Consider the following 22,138-nt stretch of genomic DNA (forward strand, 5'->3'; position numbering starts at 1 on the left):
GTCACTCCCCCCGCCCGGCGGGGCCGCCGGCGAAGCGCTCGTCCAGCGCCTGGCACACGGCACGGCGGATGTTGCGGTAGCCCGTGCAGCGGCACAGGTGTCCGCTGAGGGCGTCGGTGACATCAGCCGCGTCGGGCCGCTCGGGCTGTTCGGTCAGCGCGGTCGCCGTCATCACGAATCCGGGGGTGCAGAAGCCGCACTGCATCCCGTGGCACTCGTGGAACGCCCGCTGCACGGGGGTGAGCGGGGCGTCACCGGGGGCGAGGCCCTCGACCGTGCGCAGCTCGGCGCCCGCGCACTGCACGGCCAGGGTCAGGCAGGAGCGGGCCGGCTCCCCGTCGACGAGGACGGTGCAGGCACCGCAGACGCCGTGCTCGCAGCCGACGTGGGTGCCGGTGAGGCGCAGCCGGTCCCGCAGGAAGTCGCTGAGCAGCAGCCGGGACTCCACCTGGGCGGTCACGGGCGCGCCGTTGACGGTGAGGCGGATCTCGTGCCAGCCGGAGGGTTCGGCGAGCGGCGGCGGGGCGGCGTGGGTGGCCGTCGCCGGGTCGGGGGTGGCGAGGTCGGTGGTCATGAGCAGCGCTCCCAGGCGAGGGTGCAGGCACGGACGAGGAGATGGGCGGCGGCCTCGCGGCGGTAGGCGGCCGTGGCGTGGACGTCGTCGGCGGGCGTGAGCCCGGCGAGCGCGGCGGACGCGGCCGCGTCGAGGGCCGCCGCTCCCGCGTCGGTCCCGGTCAGCGCCTCCTCGACGGCGGCCAGGCGGACGGGGACGGGGCCCGCGCCGCAGAAGACCGCGCGGGCGGCTGCGACCGTGCGCCGGTCCGGCGCCCGGCGCAGGGTGACCGCGACGCCGACGGTGGCGAAGTCACCATGTCTGCGGGCGAGTTCCTCGAAGGCCCAGCCGTCACCGGCCCGCGGCGGCAGGACGACCTCGGTGAGGAGCTCGTCCGGTGCCACGGCGGTCTGGAAAGTGGCCACGAAGAAGTCGGCGGCGCCGACGGTACGGGTGCCGCCGGGTCCGGCGATCACGAAGCGGGCGTCGAGGGCGAGCGCTGCGGTCGGCAGTTCGGCGGCGGGGTCGTGGTGCGCGAGGCTGCCGCAGACCGTGCCGCGGTGGCGGATCTGCGGGTGCCCGATGCGCCGGATCGCCGCCGCGAGAAGGGGCCACCCGTCGTGCACCGCGGGGTCGTCCGCGGCCCGGGACTGGCGGACGGCGGCGCCGATGCGCAGGGCGCCCGACGCGTCGACGTGGAGGCGGTCGAGGCCGGGGACCCGCGTGATGTCGACGAGCAGTCCCGGGCGGGCGAGGCGCATGTTGAGCATGGGGATCAGGGACTGGCCGCCGGCCAGGACCTTGGCCTCCCGCTCCTCGTCGGCGAGGAGGGCGAGCACCTCGGCGACGCTGCCTGGAGCGCTGTAGTCAAAGGGTGTCGGTTTCAACCGGCTTCCACCAGGCCTCTCGGGTTGACGCATCTATCTAATGCCTAAAATGATTTACACTAAAGTTTCTTCTTGGCAAGAGGGTGCAGCCGATTCGATGTGCTCGAGGTGAGCGACATGCGACACGTGATCGACCAGGCAGCCGCGTGGCAGGCCTCCACGACCCGCTTGCGATGGCGACGGTCGTCCACACCTGGGGCTCCGCCCCGCACGCTGCGGGCACGTCGATGCTGGTCGCCGAGGACGGCCGCGTCGTCGGCAGCGTCTCCGGCGGCTGCGTGGAGGCCGCGGTGTGCGCGGTCGCGGAGGACGTCCTCGCCGGTGCGGGGCCCGCCCGCGAGACGTACGGGGTCAGCGATGACGACGCCTTCTCGGTGGGTCTGACCTGCGGCGGAACCATAGAGGTGCTGATACGCGAGGTCACCGGCGACGCACCGCTCGCCCGGGTGGCCGCCGACCTCGCGTCCCATGTCCCGGTGGCGCTGGTGACGCCGGCGGAGGGCGGGCCGGGAAGCCTCGCCGCCGGTGCGTCCGGGGTGAGCGGGACGCTGGGCGACGCACGGCTCGACCGGGCTGCGGCTCAGGCGGCCGAAGCGCTGCTCGCCCGCGGCACGAGCGGCCTCATATGCGTCGGCGAGCCGGGCTCGGACCCGTCGTGCGCGCCCGAGCGGGAACTGTTCGTGCAGGCCTTCGGTGTGCCGCCGCACCTCCTGGTGTGCGGGGCGGTTGAGTTCGCGCGCCCCCTCGTACGGATCGGAGCGCTGCTCGGACACCGGGTGACCGTGTGCGACGCCCGCCCGGCCTTCGCGACGGCCGCCCGTTTCCCCGACGCGCACGAGGTCGTCGTGGACTGGCCGGACCGCTGGTTCGCGGCCCACGAGGACCAGGTGGACGCGGCCACCGCCGTGTGCGTGCTGACCCATGACGCCCGGTTCGACGTGCCCGTCCTCGAACTGGCGCTGCGCAGCCGGGCCGGGTACGTGGGCGCCATGGGCAGCCGGCGCACCCACGAGGACCGGCTGGCACGGCTGCGGGCCGCCGGACTCGGCGAGGCCGAACTCGCTCGACTGCGCTCTCCGATCGGCCTCGATCTCGGCGGGCGCGGGCCGGAGGAGACGGCCGTGTCCATCGCCGCGGAGCTCATCGCGGTGCGGCGGGGCGGCAGCGGGCGGGCGCTGAGCGGCCTCGCGGGGCCGGTGCACGCGTCGTGAGCCATTTTTGAACGGGCGTTTTTGAACGGCCGTTCCGGTCGCGCCCCGCGAGGGTGCTCCGGGCAGGCAGGTCGGCAGTGGCGGGTGAAGGCGACGGCCCGGGCGGTCGCCCGCCACGACCGGCCCGAACACCCCATTCTGAACACTCGTTTAATCTGAGGCACGTGGACGCAGAGCACAGCACCCCGGACCGGACCGCCCCCGAGCCCCGTCGCGGCCGCTCCCACGACCCCGAGGGGCGTCGCAGCGCCGTGCTGGAGGCGGCCCGTCGGCTTTTCGCGGCCCAGGGCTACAAGGGGGTCGGCATCCGGGCCATCGCCGCTGCGGCGGGCGTCACCCCCGGCCTGGTCATGGCGTACTTCGGCTCGAAGGACGGACTGTTCCGCGAGGTGGTCGGCGGCGGGACCGGGGTCACCGAGGGCGTGCTCGACGACCCCTCGGTCGGCCGGGAGGAGCTGCCGCACGCACTCGCCCACGACTATCTCGACCGCTGGGACCGGCTCCCCGCGCACGACCCCTGGCCGGCGCTGATCCGCTCGGGGCTCAGCCATCCCCCCAGCGCCGAGCTGCTGTCCACGATCCTCGACCGGCAGGTGAGCGAGCCCCTGCGGCGGCTGCTCGGCGACTGCGACGCGGCGGACGCACGGATCGCCATGATCCGCAGCATCCTCTTCGGCGTGATCATGGAGCGCTATCTGTTCGCCCACGAACCGGCCACGTCGGTGCCGACGGGCACCCTGGAGCCCGTCCTCGCGGACGTCCTGACAGCGGCGCTGACCGGGCGGATCCCGGAGCGGCGGGCCCCGGAGCCGGATCCCGCGGCAGCCCCCCGCCCGCTTGTGCGCGAGGCCCCCGGCGCGTCCGGCCCCGCCGTGTTCGCCGCGCTCAACGCCTGCGCCGCGCACTACCGGACCCTGATCGGCCGCGTCGTGAAGCGGCACGGCATCAGCCTGGCCGCCTTCGAAGTGCTGTCCGCGCTGCACGCGACGAGCGCCCCGTACCGGCGCACGATGGGCGAGATCGCCGCGGCCGGCGCGGTCAGCGCGGGTGGTGTCACCCAGCAGGCCGACCGCCTCGTGGAGGCCGGCCTCATCGAACGCGAACGTGACGGCCAGGACCGCCGCATCGTCCATCTCCGCCTCACCCCGGCCGGGGCCGACCTGGTCGGCCGGGTGGCCGAGGAGCGCCGCGCACACGAACGGGAGCTGCTCGCGGGGCTGGTGCCGGGCGAACAGCGGCAACTCGCGGCGCTGCTGGACGGCTTGGGACGGTCGATGACGGAGGGACAGGGCTGATCCCGCACGGCGGATCAGAGCCGAGCCCGCACGGCGGGCACGCGAACGGCGCCGGCCCCCCTCGCACCCCCGCGCGACAGACCGACGCCGAATACCCGTCCCTCCCTCAGGAGTTGAGCTCCTCCAGCGTCTTCCCCTTCGTCTCCACCGCGAACAGCGCGATCACCGCACCCACCGCGGCCACCCCGGCGAGCTGGGCGAAGACAAGGGTCAGGCTGCCACCCCCGCCGATGATCGCGCCGACCGTGATCGGGCCCAGGATGACGCCGAGGCGGTTCCACAGGCCGCCGAACGCGGCGCCCTTGGCGCGGTTGCGCGTCGGGTACAGCTCGGGCGAGTAGAGGTAGAGGCCCGCGTTGATCGCGTACACGAAGAACGTCGTGCAGGAGGCGAAGATCGCGACCTGGCTGCCCGATGTCACGCCGACCAGGGCGAGCGTCGCGAGAGTGAAGGTGGTGCCGCCGAGCGCGGCCACGAGGGCGGGGCGCCGGCCCACGCGGTCGATGACGAGGGCGATGGCGAGGGTGCCGAGGAGTCCCGTCACATTGCTGAGCAGCGTGTAGACGAGCGCGGTGGTCAGGTCGAGCCCGAAGTTCTTGGTGTAGAGCGACGGCAGCCAGGTGGAGATGCCGTGGTTGACGTAGTACGCGACGAACCAGAGCCCGGAGACCACGGTCGTGCGGCGCAGGTAGCGGCCGGTGAACAGCTCGCGCAGGCGGCCCCGGGAGGTCTCCTCCGCCCGGTCCGCGGCCGGTTGCGGCAGGGGTTCCCCGGTGGCGGCGGCGACCTCCTCCTCGATCCGTGCGATGGCCCGCTCGGCCTCCTCGGTGCGGCCCTGGGAGAGCAGCCACCGCGGTGATTCGGCGACGTGCTTGGGCAGGGCGGCGGCGAGCAGGACGGGCAGGGCGCCGATCACGAACATCGCGCGCCAGCCGAGGTTCGGCACCACCCACACGGCGACGAGGGTGGCCGCGGCGAGACCGGCCGGGAAGATCATCTCGTAGATCAGTACGAAGCGTCCGCGCTTGTCGGAGCGGGCGATCTCGTTGATGTACGTGGCCGCCACGGGGACGACTCCGCCGATGCCGAGGCCCTGGACGAAGCGGAAGAGCGAGAAGAGCTCGATGCCGTTCGAGAAGGCCACGGCGAGGCTCCCGAGCGCGGTGACGGCGACGCCGAGGGCCACGGTCCGCACCCGGCCGATCCGGTCGCCCAGCCACCCGGCAACCAGGGCGCCCAGCAGCATGCCGACGGAGCCCGTGGTCACCGCGAAGGTGGCCTGGCCCGTGCTCAGGTGCCAGTCCTTGATCAGGACGGGCAGCGCGGACGCGGCAAGGAGCTGGTCGAACGCCTCGAAGAACGTCACGGCGCCGATCAGGAACCGGACCTTCACGTGCCAGCGGGATTGCGGGAGTCGTTCGAGTCGGGCTGCTATCGAGCCGAGGCCTGGCTTGCCGGCCACAGTCGTCATGAGGGGGTCCTTCCGCGACAACGCGAACAGAGGAGTTGCGCAGACACTAAGAGGACTTATCTAAGGGGTCAATGATTAATGACTTAGATACATCGGAAGTGACCTCACCGTCACCCTCACGTAACCGACCTCGTGCAGCGTCTCACGGCCAACTTCGCCGAGGGGTCTTGCGGGAAATTATTTAAGCCCTTAGATTTCTAGCACTTCAGCGCTTAGGCATCGCCGCGCTGCACGTTCACCCCCCTCAACGCCCTTCCCTGCACCCGTAGGCCGTCGACCCTGGAGGTCCCGCCCGTGCCTCACCACCCCACCGACATCCTGATCGCGGGCCAGTGGCGACGCGGCGCGGGCGAGCCGGTCCAGACCGTCGATCCGGCGACCGGAGAGGTGCTCGCCACCGTCCACTCCGCGTCCGCCGACGAGGTCGACGAGGCCGCGCAGGCCGCCGCGCTCGCCGTGGCGGACCCGGCCTGGCGCGACCTCCTCCCCCACCAGCGGGCCCGACTCCTCTACCGCATCGCGGAGTTGACCGAGGAGGCCGCCGGCGAGCTCGCGGCCCTCCAGACCGCCGACACCGGCAAGACCCTCACCGAGACGAAGGCCCTCGCGCTCAGCGCGGCCGGCACCTTCCGGTACATGGCGGCGGCCCTGGAGACGGCCGAGGAGACCCTCACCCCGCCCCGCGGCCCGTACGTGACGATGAGCGTGTACGAGCCGATCGGTGTCGTCGGCGCGATCAACCCCTGGAACTCGCCGGTCGCCAGCGACGCGCAGAAGATCGCGCCCGCCCTCGCCGCCGGCAACGCCGTCCTGCTGAAGCCCGCCGCCTGGACCCCGCTGGTCTCCCTCGCGCTCGGGCGCCTGATCCACCAGGCGCTCGGCGAACTCGGACTGCCGACCGCCCTGCTGTCGGTCCTGCCCGGCAGCGGCCGGGTCGTCGGGGACGCGATCGTGCACCACCCCCTGGTGACCAGGATCGGCTTCACCGGCGGCACGGAGACCGGCCGGTCCATCGCGGCGGTGGCGGCCTCGAAGCTGATCCCCGCCTCCCTCGAACTCGGCGGCAAGTCGCCGACGATCGTGCGCGCCGACGCGGACGTCGAACAGGCCCTGGCGGGCGTGATGTTCGGGATCTTCTCCTCCAGCGGGCAGTCCTGCATCGCCGGTTCGCGGCTCTTCGTCGCACGCGAGATCTACGACAGCTTCCTCGCCGAACTCGTCGAGCGGGTGAGCAAGTTGCGCGTCGGTCCCGGCACCGACCCCGGCACCCAGGTCGGGCCGCTGGTCCACCACCGGCACCGGGACTCCGTCGCCGCCTACGTCGATCTGGCCCGCTCCGAGGGCGCCCGGGTGCTGTGCGGCGGCCGGGCGCCCGAGGGGGAGGCGTACCGGGACGGCGCGTACTACCTGCCCACCGTCCTCGACGGACTCCCCAACACCTCCCGGACCTGCCAGGAGGAGATCTTCGGGCCCGTCCTGGTCGCCCTGCCCTACGACGACGAGGACGACCTGGTCCGCCAGGCCAACGATTCCGTCTACGGGCTCGCCTGCGGGATCTGGACCCGCGACCACCGGGCCGCGTGGCGCCTGGCCCGCCGGATCGAGGCGGGAACGGTCTGGATCAACACGTACAAGCAGTTCAGCGCGTCCACCCCGTTCAGCGGGATGAAGGACAGCGGTCTCGGTACGGAGAAGGGCCGCGACGCCATCCGCGCCTACCAGCGCCAGAAGTCCCTGTACTGGGGCACTTCGGACGCACCTCTGCCCTGGGCCGGCTGACCCGCCCCTCCCCTGGGCCAACCGACCGCGCCCCGTCGTCTGGAGACACTCATGCCCCACCCCTCACCAGGACCCGTCGCCCGCCTGCGCTCCCTGCGCTACGTCGAGCTGCTCACCCCCGCCTTCACCGAGGCCGCCGACTTCTACGAGGAGGTCTGGGGCCTCAAGACCGTCGAGGCGGAGCGCGGCGCGGCGGCCTGGCTGCGCGGCACCGGCGAGGAGCACCACGTCCTGCACCTGACCCGTGCGGACCGCACGGGCCTCGGCCGGCTCGCGTTCGCCGTCGCCACGCCCGCCGAGGTCGACGAGGCGGCCCGGCGCCTGGAGGCGCGCGGGATCACCCCGGTCTTCGGCCCCGGACCGCTCGACCAGGTGGGCGGCGGCTACGGCCTGCGCTTCACCGACCCCGAGCGGCGGCTCGTGGAGATCAGCGCACAGGTCGAGGCGGTCGCGCCGCGCGGCAGGGACGCCGCCGTCCCGGTCGGCGTCACGCACGCCGTCCTGAACACCGCCGACATCGACGCCTCCGTCGCGTTCTACTGCGACGTCCTCGGCCTGCGCGTCTCCGACTGGTCCGAGCACCAGATGGCGTTCCTGCGCTGCAATGCCGACCACCACTGCATCGCGTTCAACCAGGCCGAGTGGGCTTCCCTCAACCACGTGGCGTACGAGATGAGTTCGGTCGACCACTTCATGCGCGGGCTCGGCCGGCTCAAGCACCACGGCATCGACCCGCAGTGGGGCCCGGGCCGCCACGGTCCCGGCAACAACACCTTCTCCTACTTCACCGACCCGTCCGGCCTCGTGTGCGAGTACACGTCCGAGGTCGCGCAGATCGTCGAGGACGCCTGGATCGCGCGGGTGTGGCGGCGCGTGCCCGAGCTGTCCGACCTGTGGGGCACGGCGGGCCCGCCGTCGAAGGAGATCCGCTGCCACATGGCCGGCTCCCCGGACCCCGGCCCGCACACGTCTGTCTCCCAGGAGGTCTCCGCATGAGCACGGTACGCAAGGTGGGCCTCGTCGGCTGGGGCGCGATCGGCCGCGTCGTCGGCACCGCACTCGCCGAACAGCGGGTATCCGGTGCCGAGTTGACGTGCATCATCGACAACCGCCCCCTCGGCGACACGGCGCCCGCCCCGCAGCTCAGCTTCGACGAGGCCCTGGAGCGCTGCGACCTGATCGTGGAGGCCGCGGGCCAGGGTGTCGTACGGGAGTGGGGTGAGCGGGTCCTCGCCTCCGGCACGGATCTGCTCGTCGCGTCGACCGGGGCGCTGACCGACGACGAGCTGGCCAAGCGGCTGCTCGCGGCGGGTCCCGGCCGGGTGTACTTCACCGGCGGCGCGGTCGGCGGGCTCGACCTCCTCCAGGCGGTGCGCTCCCTCGGTCCCCTCGACGAGGTGCGACTCACCACCACCAAGCTGCCGTCCACCCTCGAACAGCCCTGGATGGACGAGGAGTTGCTGTCCAGGCTGAGGACGGCGACCGGGCCCGTCGAGGTCATGTCCGGCACGGCGCGCGACGTCCCCGTGAAGTTCCCCAAGTCGACGAACGTGGCCGCCTCGGTCGCCCTCGCCGTCGGCGACCTGGACGCTGTGCGGGTCCGGGTCGTCGCCGATCCCGGCGCCCGCCACACGCGGCACGTCGTCGAGGCGTCCGGCGCGCACGGCGCGTACCGCTTCGACGTCGCGCACCTGCCGGACCCGGGCAACCCCGCGACCAGCCAGGTCGTGCCGTACGCGGTGCTGCGCAGCCTGGCGGCGCTGGCCGGGCGGACGGGGCAGATCCTGTGAGCGCCGTCCATGTCGAGGAGGCGGGCGACCACGGCCCCCTGCTGCTGTGCCTGCACGGCATCGGCTCCTCGTCGGCGGCGTTCGCCCCGCAGCTCGCAGAGCTGTCCGCGTACGCGCGGGTCGTGGCCTGGGACGCACCCGGCTATGCCAAGTCACCCGATCCGGAAGGGCCGTTGGACCTGGACGGGTTCGCGGACGCGGCGGCCGAGGTCATCCGGGAGCGCGGCTCCAGCGCGCACGTCCTCGGTGTCTCCTGGGGCGGGGTGATCGCGCTGCGGCTCGCGGCCCGCCACCCGGATCTGGTCGAGTCCCTCGTCGTCGCCGACTCCAGCGCGGGCTCCGGCACGGACCCCGCCAAGGCCGAGGGCATGCGGGCGCGGGCAGCCGAGCTGGCCGAGCTCGGACCTCGTGCCTTCGCCGAGAAGCGCGGGCCGCGGCTCGTGTCCGGCGGGGCGCCCGAGGGACTCGTACAGCGCGTCGTCGACACCATGGCCACGTCCGTGCGGCTGCCCGGCTACGCCTACGCCGCCGAGTCCATGGCCTCGGCCGACCTGCGGCCCGAACTGCCCGAGATCGCCGCGCCCACCCTCGTCCTGTGCGGCGACCAGGACCAGGTCACCGGCGTCGAGGCCTCTCAGGTCCTCGCCGGCGCCCTCCACAAGACCGCCTACGTGATCGTCAAGGACGCCGGTCACCTGGCCAACCAGGAACAGCCCGCGCGCTTCGACGCGTGGGTCCTGTCCCACCTCCGCATCACCGCCCGCATCCCCGAGTAGGAGTCCCCGCCATGCCTCTGACCACCACCGACTACGACAACGGCAGCGACCTCGGCAAGTACACCGACTCGCTCATCGCCACCAAGGAGTCCCGTGTCGCGGACTTCGACACGCTCTCGTTCCAGGAGAAGGCAGGCCCGCAGTACCGCCGCGGCCAGATCCGCTACGTCGGCTCCGGCGCCACCGGCAACCACGAGAACGACTCCCGGATCCTCCCGTCCGGCGGCTTCACGTTCTCCAACATGCTGCTCCCGCCCGGCGCCGAGGGCCCCGAGCACACCCACCACGACGTCGAGGAGGCCTTCTTCGTCCTGGAGGGCCAGGTCCGCGTCGGCATCCACCGCGGCGCCGACGAGGTCGAGTACCGCACCCTCGGCTACCGCGACATGATCGTCGTCCCGGCGGGCGTGGCCCGGTCCCTGAAGAACGAGGGCGACACCGACGCCCTGTTCTGCGTCGTCATCGGCACGCAGAAGCCGCAGGTGCCGAGCTACCCGGAGCACTCGCCGATGCACGGCGTCACCCGTGACTGACCTCTCAGGGGGCGCCGGCACCGTCGTCGTCACCGGGGCGGGCCGTGGCCTGGGACTGGCCATGGCCCGCCGGGCCGCCGAGGACGGCTTCCGCGTCGTGGTCGCCGAGCTCGACGCCGAGCGCGGGACCCACGCCGTCGAGGGGCTGCGAGGAGACGGGCTCGACGCCCACTTCGTGCGCTGCGACGTGGCCGACCCCGACTCGGTGGACGAACTCGCCGACCGCGTCAGGGACTTGGGGCCGCTGTACGGCCTGGTCAACAACGCGGCTCTCGCCAACGGCGTCGGGGGCAAGGAGTTCCAGGACATCGACGTCGAGGTGTGGGACCGCCTGATGGCGGTCAACGCCCGCAGCCCCTGGCTGGTGTCGAAGGCCCTGTACCCGCTCTTCGGCTCACCGGGCCGGATCGTGAACGTCGCCTCGGACGCCGCGCTCTACGGCTCCCCCCGCCTCGCCCACTACATCGCCTCGAAGGGCGCGGTCATCGCGCTGACCCGGGCGATGGCCAGGGAACTCGGCGACAAGGGCATCACCGTCAACGCGGTCGCGCCCGGCCTCACCGAGTGCGAGGCCACCGAGACCGTGCCCGAGGAACGGCACGAGCTGTACCGCTCGGGCCGGGCCATCTCGCGGCCGCAGGAGCCCGCCGACCTCATCGGTCTCGTCGCCTTCCTGCTCGGCGAGGAGTCCCGCTATCTCACCGGACAAGTGATCGCCGTCAACGGCGGCTTCACGATGAACTGACCGGAATAGCCGAACTGACCGAACATGCCGAACTAGTTGAATTGACCCACTGGAGTGCAGAGTTATGGATCTGGGCCTCGCCGACCGGACCGTCCTGGTCACCGGCGGCAGCTCGGGCGTCGGCCTGGCCACGGTCCGCGCCCTTCTGGACGAAGGCGCGCGTGTCGCGACCTGCGGCCGTGACGCCGACCGCCTCGCGAAGGCGGCGGCGCGCCTCGGCAGCGACCGCCTCCTGACCGGCGTCTGCGACGTCCGGGACGCCACGGCGGTACGGGACTTCGTCAGCCACACCGCCGACACGTTCGGGGGCCTGGACGGGCTCGTCAACAACGCGGGCCAGTCCCGTATGAAGACCCTGGACGAGTCGACCGCTGACGACTGGCGCGACGAGCTGGAGCTGAAGTTCTCCGGCGTCCTCAACCCGCTGCACGCCGCCCGCGCCCACCTCGCCGCATCCGGCGCCGCGTCCGTCGTGAACGTCAACGCCGTCCTCGCCAAGCAGCCCGAGACCCGGCTGATCACGACGAGCGCCGCCCGCGCCGGCATCCTCAACCTCTCCAAGTCCCTGGCCACCGAACTCGCCCCCGAGGGGATCCGCGTCAATTCGGTCTGTCTCGGCCTCGTCGACACCGGCCAGTGGACCCGCCGGCACGCCGCCGCGGAGTCCGGGCTGTCCTACGAGGACTGGCAGGCGGAGCTGGCCGCCGACCGCGGGATCGCGCTCGGGCGGCTCGGCCGGGCCGAGGAGGTCGCGTACGCGATCGTCGCGCTGCTCTCGCCCCGCGCCTCGTACATCACCGGAACCAGCATCGACGTCTGCGGCGGCGTCGGCCGCTCCATCCTCTGAGGAGACCACCATGCGTTACGACACCGGAGGCGATCTCCTCGTCGCCGTCCTGCGGGAACTGGGCATCGACACGGTCTTCGGGATCGTCAGCGTGCACAACCTGCCGCTCGTCGAGGCCGTCGACCGTGAACTGCGGTTCGTGCCCGTGCGCCACGAGGCGTCCGCCGTCAACGCGGCCGACGCCTACGGCCGGGCCCGCGGCACGCTCGGCTGCGCCCTCACTTCGACCGGGACGGGCGCGGGCAACGCGGCCGGCTCGCTCATCGAGTCGCTGGCGTCCGGCACGTCCGTCCTGCACATCACCGGGCAGGTCGAGTCGGAGTTCCTGGGCAGCGGGCGCGGTTTCATCCACGAGACCAAGGACCAGCTGGGCATGCTGACGGCGGTCTCCAAGTACGCCGCGACCGTGCCGTCCGCCGACGCGGCGGGCCGCATCCTGCGCGAGGCGGCCCGCGCCGCGCTCACCGCGCCGGGCGGCCCCGCGAGCGTGGAGTGGCCGGTCGACCTCCAGTACGCGGCCCAGACCGACTCCGCTGCGGAGATGCTCACGGAGGCCGCCGTGCCCGCGCCCGACGAGGGTGAACTCGCGGCGGCGGGCGCCCTGTTGGCCTCGGCCGAGCGTCCGGTGATCTGGGCCGGTGGCGGCGCGACCCGAGCCCGTACCCAGCTCGCGGACCTGCTCGCCGCGACCGGCGCCGCTCTCCTGACGTCCAACTCCGGGCGCGGCGCCGTCCCCGAGGACCACCCGCAGGTCGTCGGCAACTTCGCCACGACACCGGCCGGGCGCGCCCTGCTCGCCGACGCGGACGTGCTCCTCACGGTCGGCACCCACTTCCGGTCCAACGAGACCGCCGACTACGCCCTTCAGCTCCCCGCCGCGCACCTCCAGATCGACCTGGACGCGGACGCGCTGGGCCGCGTGTACCCCGCCCGGCACGCGTTGCACGGCGACGCCGCCGACGTGCTGGAGCGGCTGCTCCCGTACGCGAAGCCCGCCGAGCCGGGCTGGACGGCGCGGGTCACCGCGGTCCGCGACGAGGTGCGCGCCACCCTGCACGACAACATCGGCCCGCAGGCCGCGATCTGCGACGCGATCCGGGCCGCGCTGCCCCGCGAGGCCGTCGTCGCCCGCGACGTCACCATCCCGTCCAGCAGCTGGGGCAACCGGCTCCTCGACATGTACGACCCGCGCGACAACGTCTTCCCGCGCGGCGGCGGCATCGGGCAGGGCCTCGGCATGGGTATCGGCGCCGCGCTCGCGAGGCCCGACGCGCCCACGGTCGTCATCGCCGGTGACGGCGGGCTCGCCGTGCACCTGGGCGAGCTGCTCACTCTCGCCCAGGAGCGCCCGCGCCTGACCCTCGTCGTGTTCAACGACGGCGGCTACGGCGTCCTGCGCAACATGCAGGACCGGCACAGCGACCGCCGCTCAGGCGTCGACCTCGCCACGCCCGACTTCGAACTCCTCGCCCGGGCCTGCGGATTGCCGTATCTGCGGATCGCCGCCGCCGAGCACGCCGAGCCCGTGATCTCCGAGGCCGTCGCCTCCGAGGGGCCGACGCTCGTCGAGGTCGACCTCGCGGCGCTCGGCCCGATGAAGAACCCGTTCACCCCGCCCGTGAAGATCCCCACCACGTAGGGAGGCCCCGCAGCCATGACCGCAACCGACGAGACCCTCCTGGACCTCCTCGTACACCGCATGACCTGGGAGGCCGACGGCGTCCTGTCCGTCGAACTGACCCACCCGGACGGCAAGCCCCTGCCCGCCTGGGAACCCGGCGCGCACCTCGACGTCCACGTGGGCGGGCAGGTCCGCCAGTACAGCCTGTGCTCGGACCCGCGCACCCCGACGTCGTACCGCATCGGTGTCCTCGACGAGCCGTCTTCGCGCGGGGGTTCGCGCCATGTGCACACGAAGCTGCGCCCCGGCGGGCGGGTCACGGTGTCGGCGCCGCGCAACCACTTCGCGCTTCAGGACGCGCCGGGCTACGTCTTCGTCGCGGGCGGCATCGGTGTGACGCCGATCCTCGCGATGGCCCGCGAGGCCGCGCGCCGGGGCGCCGAGTGGCGCATGGTGTACGGCGGTCGCAGCCGTGCGTCGATGGCGTTCGTCGACGAACTCGCCGCGCTGGGCGGTGATCTGACGGTGGTGCCGCAGGACGAGCAGGGCCACATCGACCTCGCGTCCACTCTCGCCGGGCTGCCGGACGGGACGCTCGTCTACTGCTGCGGGCCCGAGCCGCTGCTCGCCGCCATCGAGGCCCTCTGCCCGGCGGACCGGCTGCGCGTCGAGCGGTTCGCGGCCCCGGTCGTCGAGCGGGCCGTGGACGACGAGGGCTTCGAGGTCGAGTGCCGCACCTCCGGGCTCACGCTCACCGTCGGCGCCGGCACGTCGATCCTGGAGGCGGCGGAGGCCGCCGGCCTGGACGTGGCCAGCTCCTGCCGCGACGGGATCTGCGGGTCCTGCGAGACCCGGGTGCTCGACGGCACGCCCGACCACCGCGACTTCCTGCTCTCCGATGCCGAGCGGGCCGCGGGCGCCTCGATGATGATCTGCGTCTCGCGCTGCGCCTCCGGCCGCCTGGCCCTCGACCTGTAACCCCTTCCCTGGAGGCACGTGTGACCACCACCTGGCCGTACCTGGACGTCCACCAGTCCCGTACGCACGAACCCACCCCCTACGAGTACAAGCTGGCCGCCACCCTCGAAGAGGTCTTCACCAAGGACGGCCACGAACTCACCGACGTCATCCGCGGACTGAATGTCCGTCAGGTCCACGCCCCCGACGGCGCCCCGTGGACCGAGGAATCGTTCCGCGCCGAGATGCACCGACTGGGAGCGTGACCTGATGACCGCCACGACGACCGCTTCGGCGGCTTCCACCGCCGATCACATCTACGCGACGGGCCTGCGCAACCAGTGGCACCCCGTCGTGCCGTCCTCGTTCGTCGCGCCCGGCGCCATGCGCAAGGTGACCGCGCTCGGCGAGCAGTGGCTCCTGTTCCGTCGCTCCGACGGCACCCTGTCCATGCTCGCGGACCGCTGCCCGCACCGTGGTGCGCCCCTGTCCCTCGGCAAGCACCTCGGCGACCGGGTGGCGTGCTGGTACCACGGCGTCGAGGTCGAGGGCGACGGCACCGTCTCCTCGGTGCCCGGCCTGCCCGGCTGCAGCCTGGAGGGCAAGAAGCTCGTCAGGTCTCTTCCCGTGCGCGAGGCCGGCGGCGCGGTGCTCGCCTACTTCGGCGACGAACAGCACCCGGAACCCGCCGAGTTGACGCTCCCCGAGCCGCTCACCGACCCCGGCACCGACGCGATCCTGTGCTACGCGGAGTGGGACGTGCCGTGGCGCTACGCCGTCGAGAACCTCCTCGACCCGATGCACGGCGCGTTCCTGCACCACGACTCGCACACCATGTTCGACGGTGACACGACGGCCAAGTTCCGCATCCGCGAGACCGACCGGGGCTACTTCTTCGAGAAGACCGACCAGCGGGGCGTCAACTTCGACTGGGTCGAGCTGTGTCACACCGGCGTCGACTGGGTCGACCTGTCGATCCCGTACCCGCCGTCGGCCGGTCCCGGCGGCCCGTTCGGGATCGTCGGCATGGTCTGCCCGGTCGACGAGCAGCGCTGCGGTGTCTTCTTCTGGCGTTACCGAAAGGTCGAGGGCTGGCAGCGCGACACCTGGCGCTTCCTGTACAAGACCCTCATCGAGAAGCGCCACTGGGAGGTGCTCGAACAGGACCGCGTGATGCTGGAGGCCATGCCGGCGGACGCCGACCAGCGCGAGAACCTCTACCAGCACGACCTGGGCGTGGTGCGCCTGCGCCGCATGTACCGGGCGGCCGCGCAGGCCCAGGCCGGCGCCGCGGGCTGACGTCCTGGCGTGGGGCCGGTGCGAGTACACCGGCACCGGCCCCACGCGCCCCCGCCCTACCCACATAATGGGCCGATACATCGGAGGTATCGGCGCTCCAGACGGTGGCGCTCCAACCGAGGACAGGGAGGCCGCCATGGCCGTCACCGACGAGGCCATCGAGAAGATCAAAGGCATGATCGTCTCCGGCGCGCTGCGCCCCGGCGACCGGCTCCCGAAGGAGAGCGAACTCGCCGCCGACCTCGGCCTGTCCCGCAACTCCCTGCGCGAGGCCGTCCGCGCGCTGTCCCTCATCCGCATCCTCGACGTGCGGCAGGGCGACGGGACGTACGTCACGAGCCTCGACCCCCAACTCCTGCTCGAAGCCCTGAGTTTCGTCGTCGACTTCCACCGCGACGACACCGTCCTCGAATTCCTCGCGGTGCGCCGCATCCTGGAGCCGGCCGCGACCGCGATGGCCGCGACCCGGATCGACGAGGCGCGGCTCGACGCGCTCGCCGCCCAGCTGGACGCCCTCGGCTCCGCGCCCTCGGTGGAGGAACTCGTCGCCTCCGACCTGGAGTTCCACCGCGGCATCGTGCAAAGCTCGGGCAACTCGGTCCTGTGTTCGCTCCTCGACGGCCTGTCGGGCCCGACGACCCGGGCCCGCGTCTGGCGCGGTCTGACGCAGGAGGACGCGGTCAGCAGGACCCTGCACGAGCACCGGGCGATCCTGGCGGCGCTGCGCGACGGCGACGCCGAGGCGGCACGGTCGTGGGCGACGGTGCACATCGCGAGCGTGGAGCAGTGGCTGCGCTCGACGCTCTGACGCGGGTTCCGCTACGGGCGTGAACGGGGAGTGCGAGGGCGGATCGCGGGGCAGTGATCCGGTCACTCCCCCGTTCAAGGGGGCTGCGGATGGCCCTCGCGCACGCCGTAAGGTGGGCAGGTACGCGATGGGGGTCCCCCCAGGCCATCAGGGCGCTGGGGGAACGTCGGAAGGAGGCGCTGGGTGATCGAGCTCGAGGGAGTTCCCGAGCTGGTCGACCCGGTCATGGTGGCCGCGTTCGAAGGCTGGAACGATGCCGGGGACGCCGCCTCCGCCGCGGTCGCGCATCTCGACAAGGAGTGGAAGGGCGAGGTGTTCGCGGCGCTCGACGCCGAGGACTACTACGACTTCCAGGTCAACCGGCCGACGGTGTGGCTCGACGGCGGCGTGCGCAAGATCACCTGGCCGACGACCCGGCTCTCCGTGGTCCGGGTCGGCGGCGACAAGCCGCGCGATCTGGTCCTGGTCCGGGGCATCGAGCCGTCGATGCGGTGGCGTTCGTTCTGCAACGAGCTGCTCGGTTTCGCACACGAGCTGGGGGTCGAGCTGGTCGTCATCCTGGGCGCGCTGCTCGGCGACACCCCGCACACGCGGCCCGTGCCGGTCAGCGGCGTCACGTCCGACCCGGACCTGGCGCGCACCATGGACCTGGAGGAGACCAAGTACGAGGGTCCGACGGGCATCGTCGGCATCCTCCAGGAGGCCTGCACGCACGCGGGCGTCCCCGCGGTCTCCCTGTGGGCGGCGGTGCCTCACTACGTGTCGCAGCCGCCGAACCCGAAGGCGACGCTGGCGCTGCTCAACCGCCTCGAGGACCTCATCGACCTGCGCATTCCGCTGGGTGAGCTGGCCGAGGACTCCCGGGCGTGGCAGCTGGGCGTGGACCAGCTGGCGGCGGAGGACAGCGAGGTCGCCGAGTACGTGCAGTCGCTGGAGGAGGCCCGGGACACCGCGGACCTTCCGGAGGCGTCCGGCGAGGCGATCGCCCGCGAGTTCGAGCGCTACCTGCGGCGCAGGGACGGCGGCGGCCCTGCGGGCGGTCCGGCCGGCCATGCGACGGACGGCGGGGACACGGCCCCGTACCTGCGGGACACCCCGAGCGAGCGCACCCGACCGCCGCGGCCCCAGCGCCCCGATCCGGGCACGGAAACCCCCGGTGGGACGGGTGACACGGACGCGTCCTCGGGCTCCGGGGACGATTCCTCGGACTCCAGGGAGGATTCCTCGGAGTCCCGGGACGATTCCTCGGAGGACTCGCCGGAGTAGGGCGAAGACGGCTGAGCAGGGGCGGTGCACACGCGGTGTGCACCGCCCTTTCGCTGTGCGGACGCTGCCGGGCGGGCAGACGTGACCGCCCCCGAACTCCGTGGAGTTCGGGGGCGGTTGAGGGATGTGCACCCCGGGGCCGGTCCGGGACCAGCCCCGGACCGAGGTGGCTAGAGGGCCACTCCGAGCAGGGCGTCGACCGCGCGGGACACCACACCGGGCGCCCCTTCGTCCGTACCGCCCTGCTCCGCCTGGAGGGCGGCCCAGCGGTCCACCGCGAGGAGCGCGGACGGCGCGTCGAGGTCGTTCGTCAGCGCCTCGCGGATCTCCTCGACGAGCGCCGTCGCGGACGGCCCGTCGGGCCGGGAGACGGCGGCGCGCCACCGGCCGAGCCGCTCGACCGCGTCGCTCAGGACCTGGTCGGTCCACTCCCAGTCGGCCCGGTAGTGGTGGGCGAGGAGCGCGAGGCGGATCGCGGCCGGGTCGACCCCGTCGCGCCGCAGCTTCGAGACGAAGACGAGGTTGCCCTTGGACTTGGACATCTTCTCGCCGTCGAGCGCGACCATGCCGGCGTGGACGTACGCCTTGGCCATCGGGAACTCGCCGGTGAGGACCTGCGCGTGCGAGGCGCCCATCTCGTGGTGCGGAAAGGCCAGATCGGACCCGCCGCCCTGGACGTCGAAGCCCATGCCGAGGTGGTCGAGGGCGATGGCGACACACTCGATGTGCCAGCCGGGGCGCCCCTGGCCCAGTGAGCCGCCGTCCCAGCTGGGCTCGCCCTCGCGGGCGGCCATCCACAGCATCGGGTCGAGCGGGTTCTTCTTGCCCGGACGGTCCGGGTCACCGCCCCGCTCGGCGGAGAGGAGCCGCATCGCCGCGGCGTCCAGGCGGGAGACCTGGCCGAAGTTGGGGTCGGACTCGACGGAGAAGTAGACGTCGCCCTCGAGTTCGTAGGCGGCGCCCATGTCCCGGAGCCGTTCGACGAGCGGCACGATGCCGGGTATCGCCTCGACGGCTCCGATGTAGTGCTGCGGCGGAAGCATCCGCAGGGCGGTCATGTCCTCGCGGAAGAGGGCGGTCTCGCGCTCCGCGAGTCCGGTCCAGTCGACGCCGTCACGGATCGCGCGCTCGAGCAGCGGATCGTCGACGTCCGTCACGTTCTGGACGTAGTGAACCTGCCGCTTGGTGTCGAGCCACACGCGCTGAACGAGGTCGAACGCGTTGTAGGTCGCCGCGTGACCCATATGGGTCGCGTCGTACGGGGTGATCCCGCAGACGTAGATACGGGCGACGGGACCGGGCTCGAGGGTGACGAGGCCATCGGTCGCGGTGTCGTGGATCCTCAGGTCGCGGCCCTTGCCAGGCAGGACGGGGACCTCAGAAGCGGGCCAGGCATACATGCCATGAGCCTAACCGGACGGAGCTTCCGCATACGAACCGGATCAGGTCCAATGGCTTGGAAGGCCCTCTTGCGGTCCTTTCCGGTGCCATGTCAGGCCTCCACCGTGGCACGGATGGCTCCCGAGAGTCCGAAGTGGCGGATGCCGTGCAGCAGATGGGCCCGGAGCCCCGTCACGAAGTACGTCCACCCCTGGGTCTGCCCGACGGCCCGCGCGGCGCCCTCCAGGCCCTCCCCCATGGGCTCCTCGGTGATCCTGAGCAGCGTGGCCGCGCCGTCGTCGGCCCGCTCCAGCTCGATGGTCACGTCTCCCCCCAGCCAGCTCCACGAGATCAGCCGGTCCGTCTCCACGGGCCCGACCTCGACGTCGAACATCGCGTCGACATGGCCGAAACGCCAGGTCACCGTGGTGCCGGGGATCATCGGGGCCGATGCGTCCGCCGTGAAGAAGCTGGACAGCTCCTCCGGGCTCACGATGGAGTTGAACACGTCCTTCACGGGCCGGTCGATCCGGTCCTCGACGATCAGTTTCACGGCGTGGCCTCCGTTCCAGAGGTCCCCTGAGGGGACTCTTCGAACGTAGCCTCAGCCACTGACATGCGCCCCCGGACGGCGCGGACCGCAGGGCCCCGGAAGGACGGGCTCGGAAGATCGGGCTCGGACGGGCGGGTCGGCCAGGCGGCTCAGACGGGCGGCCACGGGATGGCCGGCCACTCCCCGCTGGGCTCCCGGTGCTTCCCGCTGGTGAGCATCGCGTCGACCCGTGCGCGTACGGCGTCCAGCTCGGCCTCGGTGATCAGCTCCGCGAGCCGCAGCGCGAGGGGCTCACCGGCCCCCAGAGCGGCCGTGAGCGCCTTCAGGGCCTCGGTCATCTCCTCGGTCAGGGGCTCCCCCGCCCAGCCCCACAGGAGCGTGCGCAGCTTGTCCTCGGTGTTGAAGGTGACGCCGTGGTCGATGCCGAACAGACGCCCTTCGGCGTCGACCAGGAGGTGGCCGCCCTTGCGGTCGCCGTTGTTGATCACCGCGTCGAGCACGGCGAGGCGCCGCAGCCTGACGTCGTCGGCGTGCACGAGGAGCGCCGTGCGCCCTTCGCCGACCTCGGCGAAGCCGACGGCCTTCCACCCGTCGCCCGGCTCCTCGCCCTCCACGAGAGCGAGCAGCTCACCGCCCTCGGCGGGCTCCTCGGGCTGGTCGATCCAGAGCTGGCACATGCCTTCGCCGTACGGCCCGTCGCGCAGGACGGTCGGCGGTACGAGGCTCCAGCCGAGGGCCTCGGACACCTCGTAGGCGGCTACCTCGCGCCGGGCGAGGTTGCCGTCGGGGAAGTCCCACAGGGGGCGCTCGCCGGCGACGGGCTTGTACACGCAGGACGCCTCGCGGCCCTCGTGGGTGACCCTGCACAGGAGCACCGCGTTCGACGCCTCGCGGATGCGTCCCTGGACCGCCAGCTCGCCCCTGGTGAGGAGGTCCGTGTCCGTGACGGTCACGCTCCTCGCCGATATCCGTTCTGACGCGGGCATACGTGTCCCTCCGGGTCGAGCGGCAGACTGCACAGCGGGCACGGCGGGCGTCCCGCGTTCACGACGTCCAGGGCGCGCTTGGCGAACGCGCGCGCCTGTACGCCGGTGAGCCGGACCCGCAGCATCGGGGGGCCGTTCTCCTCGTCCTGGAGCAGCCGTTCCTCGGCCTCCGCGAGGTCCTCGTCGGAGTCCGCGTCGAGCTCGACGAGTGCCTGCGCCTCGACGATCATCCGCTCCTCCTCGCCGTCCCAGGCGAGGGCCATCGTGCCGACCCGGAACTCCTCGTCGACGGGCGATTCGAGGGGCGCAGTGTCGTGGATCTCCGTGGGCGCGACGGCGGGCACCGACGCGTTGCCGCCGCTGCGGCGCACGACCTCGTCGAGGAGCTCGTCCATGCGCTCGGCCAGCGCGGCGACCTGGGTCTTCTCCAGGGCCACACTCGTCACACGGGCGCCGCCCGAGGCCTGCAGGAAGAAGGTGCGGCGCCCGGGGAGCCCGACCGTGCCGGCCACGAAGCGCTCCGGGGGGTCGTAGAGGAACACCTGACGGGACACGTCCTGTCTCCATTGGAATCGACTGCTGGGACCGACTGCTTGATCGAGCGCGGCAACAACTGCGGTTACTGCGACGGCTTCACCCTACTGCGGCGGACGATCACGGGGCGCCCGCACCGCCACCGACCGGCGCATCCCCCTCGGCCGGCTTCACGCGCGGGGCGAGCGACGCGAAATCGCCGGTGTCGCCGAGGCGGACGAGATAGGGGCGGAGCCGGGTGTAGCGGATCGCGGTGACGGAGCAGGGCTCCACGGAGATGCGCTGGAAGAGGTCCAGGTGAAGCCCTATGGCGTCCGCGACGAGCGACTTGATGATGTCGCCGTGCGAGCACATCAGATAGGTGGCGTCCGGGCCGTGGTCGCGCTCCACGCGCGCGTTCCACTCGCGTACGGCCTCCGCGGCCCGGTGCTGCATGGCCCGCATGGATTCGCCGCCGGGGAACGCGGCCGCGGACGGGTGCTGCTGCACGACCTCCATCAGCGGGTCGTCGACGAGCTCGGCGAGCTTACGGCCCGACCAGTCGCCGTAGTCGCACTCGCCGATGCGGTCGTCGGTGTGCGGGGTGAGTTCCGGGCGGGCGGCGAGGAGCGGGGCCAGGGTCTCCTGACAGCGCTGGAGGGGGCTGGTGACGATCTCGGTGAGGGGTACCGCGGCCAGCCGCTCCGGCAGCGCGGCGGCCTGCGCGGCGCCGCGCTCGTCGAGGGACACACCGGGGGTCCACCCGGCGAGCAGACCCGCGGTGTTGGCGGTGGAGCGTCCGTGCCGGACGAGAATCAGCGTGGGCATGCCCGCCAGCCTATGGCCATCGCGACATGCGGCCCCGGCG

The 22,138-nt window shown here is 72.5% G+C and carries 23 protein-coding genes; 15 read left to right on the plus strand and 8 right to left on the minus strand.

The genetic code is table 11. The annotated features are described in order from the left end of the window. Position 1: 1 nt before the first annotated feature. Positions 2-574 carry a (2Fe-2S)-binding protein gene (locus ACIPWY_RS25995; protein WP_393703901.1) on the minus strand — a complete coding sequence of 191 codons (573 nt, stop codon included), beginning with the start codon at positions 572-574 and terminating at the stop codon, positions 2-4. Continuing rightward, on the minus strand, positions 571-1,440 hold the full coding sequence (locus ACIPWY_RS26000) for a xanthine dehydrogenase family protein subunit M (RefSeq protein WP_362905801.1): 870 nt from the start codon (positions 1,438-1,440) through the stop codon (positions 571-573). Before ACIPWY_RS26000 ends, ACIPWY_RS25995 begins: the two co-directional genes overlap by 4 nt. Positions 1,441-1,586: 146 nt before the next feature. Here ACIPWY_RS26000 and ACIPWY_RS26005 point away from each other — a divergent pair, with 146 nt between their 5' ends. Both ACIPWY_RS26005 and ACIPWY_RS26010 read left to right on the plus strand, forming a co-directional pair. After that, positions 1,587-2,651: an XdhC family protein gene (locus tag ACIPWY_RS26005; RefSeq protein WP_401535218.1), complete on the plus strand. Its 1,065-nt coding sequence runs from the start codon at positions 1,587-1,589 to the stop codon at positions 2,649-2,651. Positions 2,652-2,815: 164 nt separating this feature from the next. Further along, a complete protein-coding gene (locus ACIPWY_RS26010; RefSeq protein ID WP_393703898.1) occupies positions 2,816-3,946 on the plus strand; it encodes a TetR family transcriptional regulator in 1,131 nt (376 codons plus the stop codon). Positions 3,947-4,052: 106 nt separating this feature from the next. Here ACIPWY_RS26010 and ACIPWY_RS26015 read toward each other — a convergent pair whose 3' ends face one another. Next, complete coding sequence (locus tag ACIPWY_RS26015) at positions 4,053-5,417, minus strand: MFS transporter (RefSeq protein WP_362905795.1); 1,365 nt, start codon at positions 5,415-5,417, stop codon at positions 4,053-4,055. 294 nt (positions 5,418-5,711) lie between these two features. Here ACIPWY_RS26015 and ACIPWY_RS26020 point away from each other — a divergent pair, with 294 nt between their 5' ends. From ACIPWY_RS26020 to ACIPWY_RS26080, 13 genes are all read left to right on the plus strand, one after another. Beyond that, positions 5,712-7,196 (plus strand): aldehyde dehydrogenase, encoded by a 1,485-nt coding sequence (locus ACIPWY_RS26020; RefSeq protein ID WP_393703896.1) that lies wholly within the window; start codon positions 5,712-5,714, stop codon positions 7,194-7,196. Between the two features lie 51 nt (positions 7,197-7,247). Then, a complete protein-coding gene (locus ACIPWY_RS26025; RefSeq protein WP_393703894.1) occupies positions 7,248-8,192 on the plus strand; it encodes a VOC family protein in 945 nt (314 codons plus the stop codon). After that, positions 8,189-8,986 (plus strand): aspartate dehydrogenase domain-containing protein, encoded by a 798-nt coding sequence (locus tag ACIPWY_RS26030; protein WP_362905789.1) that lies wholly within the window; start codon positions 8,189-8,191, stop codon positions 8,984-8,986. Before ACIPWY_RS26025 ends, ACIPWY_RS26030 begins: the two co-directional genes overlap by 4 nt. Beyond that, on the plus strand, positions 8,983-9,762 hold the full coding sequence (locus ACIPWY_RS26035) for an alpha/beta fold hydrolase (protein WP_362905787.1): 780 nt from the start codon (positions 8,983-8,985) through the stop codon (positions 9,760-9,762). The genes ACIPWY_RS26030 and ACIPWY_RS26035 overlap by 4 nt, the downstream gene beginning before the upstream one ends. 11 nt (positions 9,763-9,773) lie before the next feature. Then, complete coding sequence (locus tag ACIPWY_RS26040; RefSeq protein WP_362905785.1) at positions 9,774-10,295, plus strand: cupin domain-containing protein; 522 nt, start codon at positions 9,774-9,776, stop codon at positions 10,293-10,295. Beyond that, the gene (locus tag ACIPWY_RS26045) at positions 10,288-11,040 is read left to right on the plus strand and encodes an SDR family oxidoreductase (protein WP_393703891.1); all 753 of its coding nucleotides are present in this window, start codon (positions 10,288-10,290) and stop codon (positions 11,038-11,040) included. Before ACIPWY_RS26040 ends, ACIPWY_RS26045 begins: the two co-directional genes overlap by 8 nt. 64 nt (positions 11,041-11,104) lie before the next feature. Beyond that, positions 11,105-11,887, plus strand: coding sequence for an SDR family oxidoreductase (locus ACIPWY_RS26050; RefSeq protein WP_393703889.1), 783 nt, complete (start codon positions 11,105-11,107; stop codon positions 11,885-11,887). Positions 11,888-11,897: 10 nt separating this feature from the next. Continuing rightward, positions 11,898-13,526: a thiamine pyrophosphate-binding protein gene (locus ACIPWY_RS26055; RefSeq protein ID WP_393703887.1), complete on the plus strand. Its 1,629-nt coding sequence runs from the start codon at positions 11,898-11,900 to the stop codon at positions 13,524-13,526. Positions 13,527-13,541: 15 nt separating this feature from the next. Further along, a complete protein-coding gene (locus tag ACIPWY_RS26060; protein WP_393703885.1) occupies positions 13,542-14,486 on the plus strand; it encodes a PDR/VanB family oxidoreductase in 945 nt (314 codons plus the stop codon). 20 nt (positions 14,487-14,506) lie between these two features. After that, the gene (locus ACIPWY_RS26065) at positions 14,507-14,731 is read left to right on the plus strand and encodes a recombinase-like helix-turn-helix domain-containing protein (protein WP_362905775.1); all 225 of its coding nucleotides are present in this window, start codon (positions 14,507-14,509) and stop codon (positions 14,729-14,731) included. Between the two features lie 4 nt (positions 14,732-14,735). Next, positions 14,736-15,764 carry an aromatic ring-hydroxylating dioxygenase subunit alpha gene (locus ACIPWY_RS26070; RefSeq protein ID WP_362905773.1) on the plus strand — a complete coding sequence of 343 codons (1,029 nt, stop codon included), beginning with the start codon at positions 14,736-14,738 and terminating at the stop codon, positions 15,762-15,764. 136 nt (positions 15,765-15,900) lie between these two features. After that, the gene (locus ACIPWY_RS26075; protein ID WP_362905771.1) at positions 15,901-16,572 is read left to right on the plus strand and encodes a FadR/GntR family transcriptional regulator; all 672 of its coding nucleotides are present in this window, start codon (positions 15,901-15,903) and stop codon (positions 16,570-16,572) included. Positions 16,573-16,755: 183 nt separating this feature from the next. Then, on the plus strand, positions 16,756-17,838 hold the full coding sequence (locus ACIPWY_RS26080) for a PAC2 family protein (RefSeq protein WP_393703882.1): 1,083 nt from the start codon (positions 16,756-16,758) through the stop codon (positions 17,836-17,838). Positions 17,839-18,008: 170 nt separating this feature from the next. Here the strand turns inward: ACIPWY_RS26080 and mshC are convergent, their stop codons facing one another. The 5 genes from mshC to ACIPWY_RS26105 all read right to left on the minus strand — a co-directional run bounded on the left by mshC (position 18,009) and on the right by ACIPWY_RS26105 (position 22,098). Next, positions 18,009-19,238 carry a cysteine--1-D-myo-inosityl 2-amino-2-deoxy-alpha-D-glucopyranoside ligase gene (mshC, locus tag ACIPWY_RS26085; protein WP_383887963.1) on the minus strand — a complete coding sequence of 410 codons (1,230 nt, stop codon included), beginning with the start codon at positions 19,236-19,238 and terminating at the stop codon, positions 18,009-18,011. Between the two features lie 92 nt (positions 19,239-19,330). Next, positions 19,331-19,771 carry an SRPBCC domain-containing protein gene (locus ACIPWY_RS26090; protein WP_362905765.1) on the minus strand — a complete coding sequence of 147 codons (441 nt, stop codon included), beginning with the start codon at positions 19,769-19,771 and terminating at the stop codon, positions 19,331-19,333. 149 nt (positions 19,772-19,920) lie between these two features. Then, positions 19,921-20,757 (minus strand): SCO1664 family protein, encoded by an 837-nt coding sequence (locus tag ACIPWY_RS26095; RefSeq protein ID WP_362905763.1) that lies wholly within the window; start codon positions 20,755-20,757, stop codon positions 19,921-19,923. Further along, positions 20,721-21,311, minus strand: a complete 591-nt coding sequence (locus tag ACIPWY_RS26100; RefSeq protein WP_362905761.1) for a DUF3090 domain-containing protein — start codon at positions 21,309-21,311, stop codon at positions 20,721-20,723. The genes ACIPWY_RS26095 and ACIPWY_RS26100 overlap by 37 nt, the downstream gene beginning before the upstream one ends. Before the next feature lie 100 nt (positions 21,312-21,411). Continuing rightward, positions 21,412-22,098, minus strand: coding sequence for a histidine phosphatase family protein (locus ACIPWY_RS26105; protein ID WP_362905759.1), 687 nt, complete (start codon positions 22,096-22,098; stop codon positions 21,412-21,414). Positions 22,099-22,138: the final 40 nt, after the last annotated feature.

Origin of the sequence: Streptomyces sp. NPDC090032, assembly GCF_044748025.1 — a bacterium.
Lineage (GTDB): Bacteria > Actinomycetota > Actinomycetes > Streptomycetales > Streptomycetaceae > Streptomyces.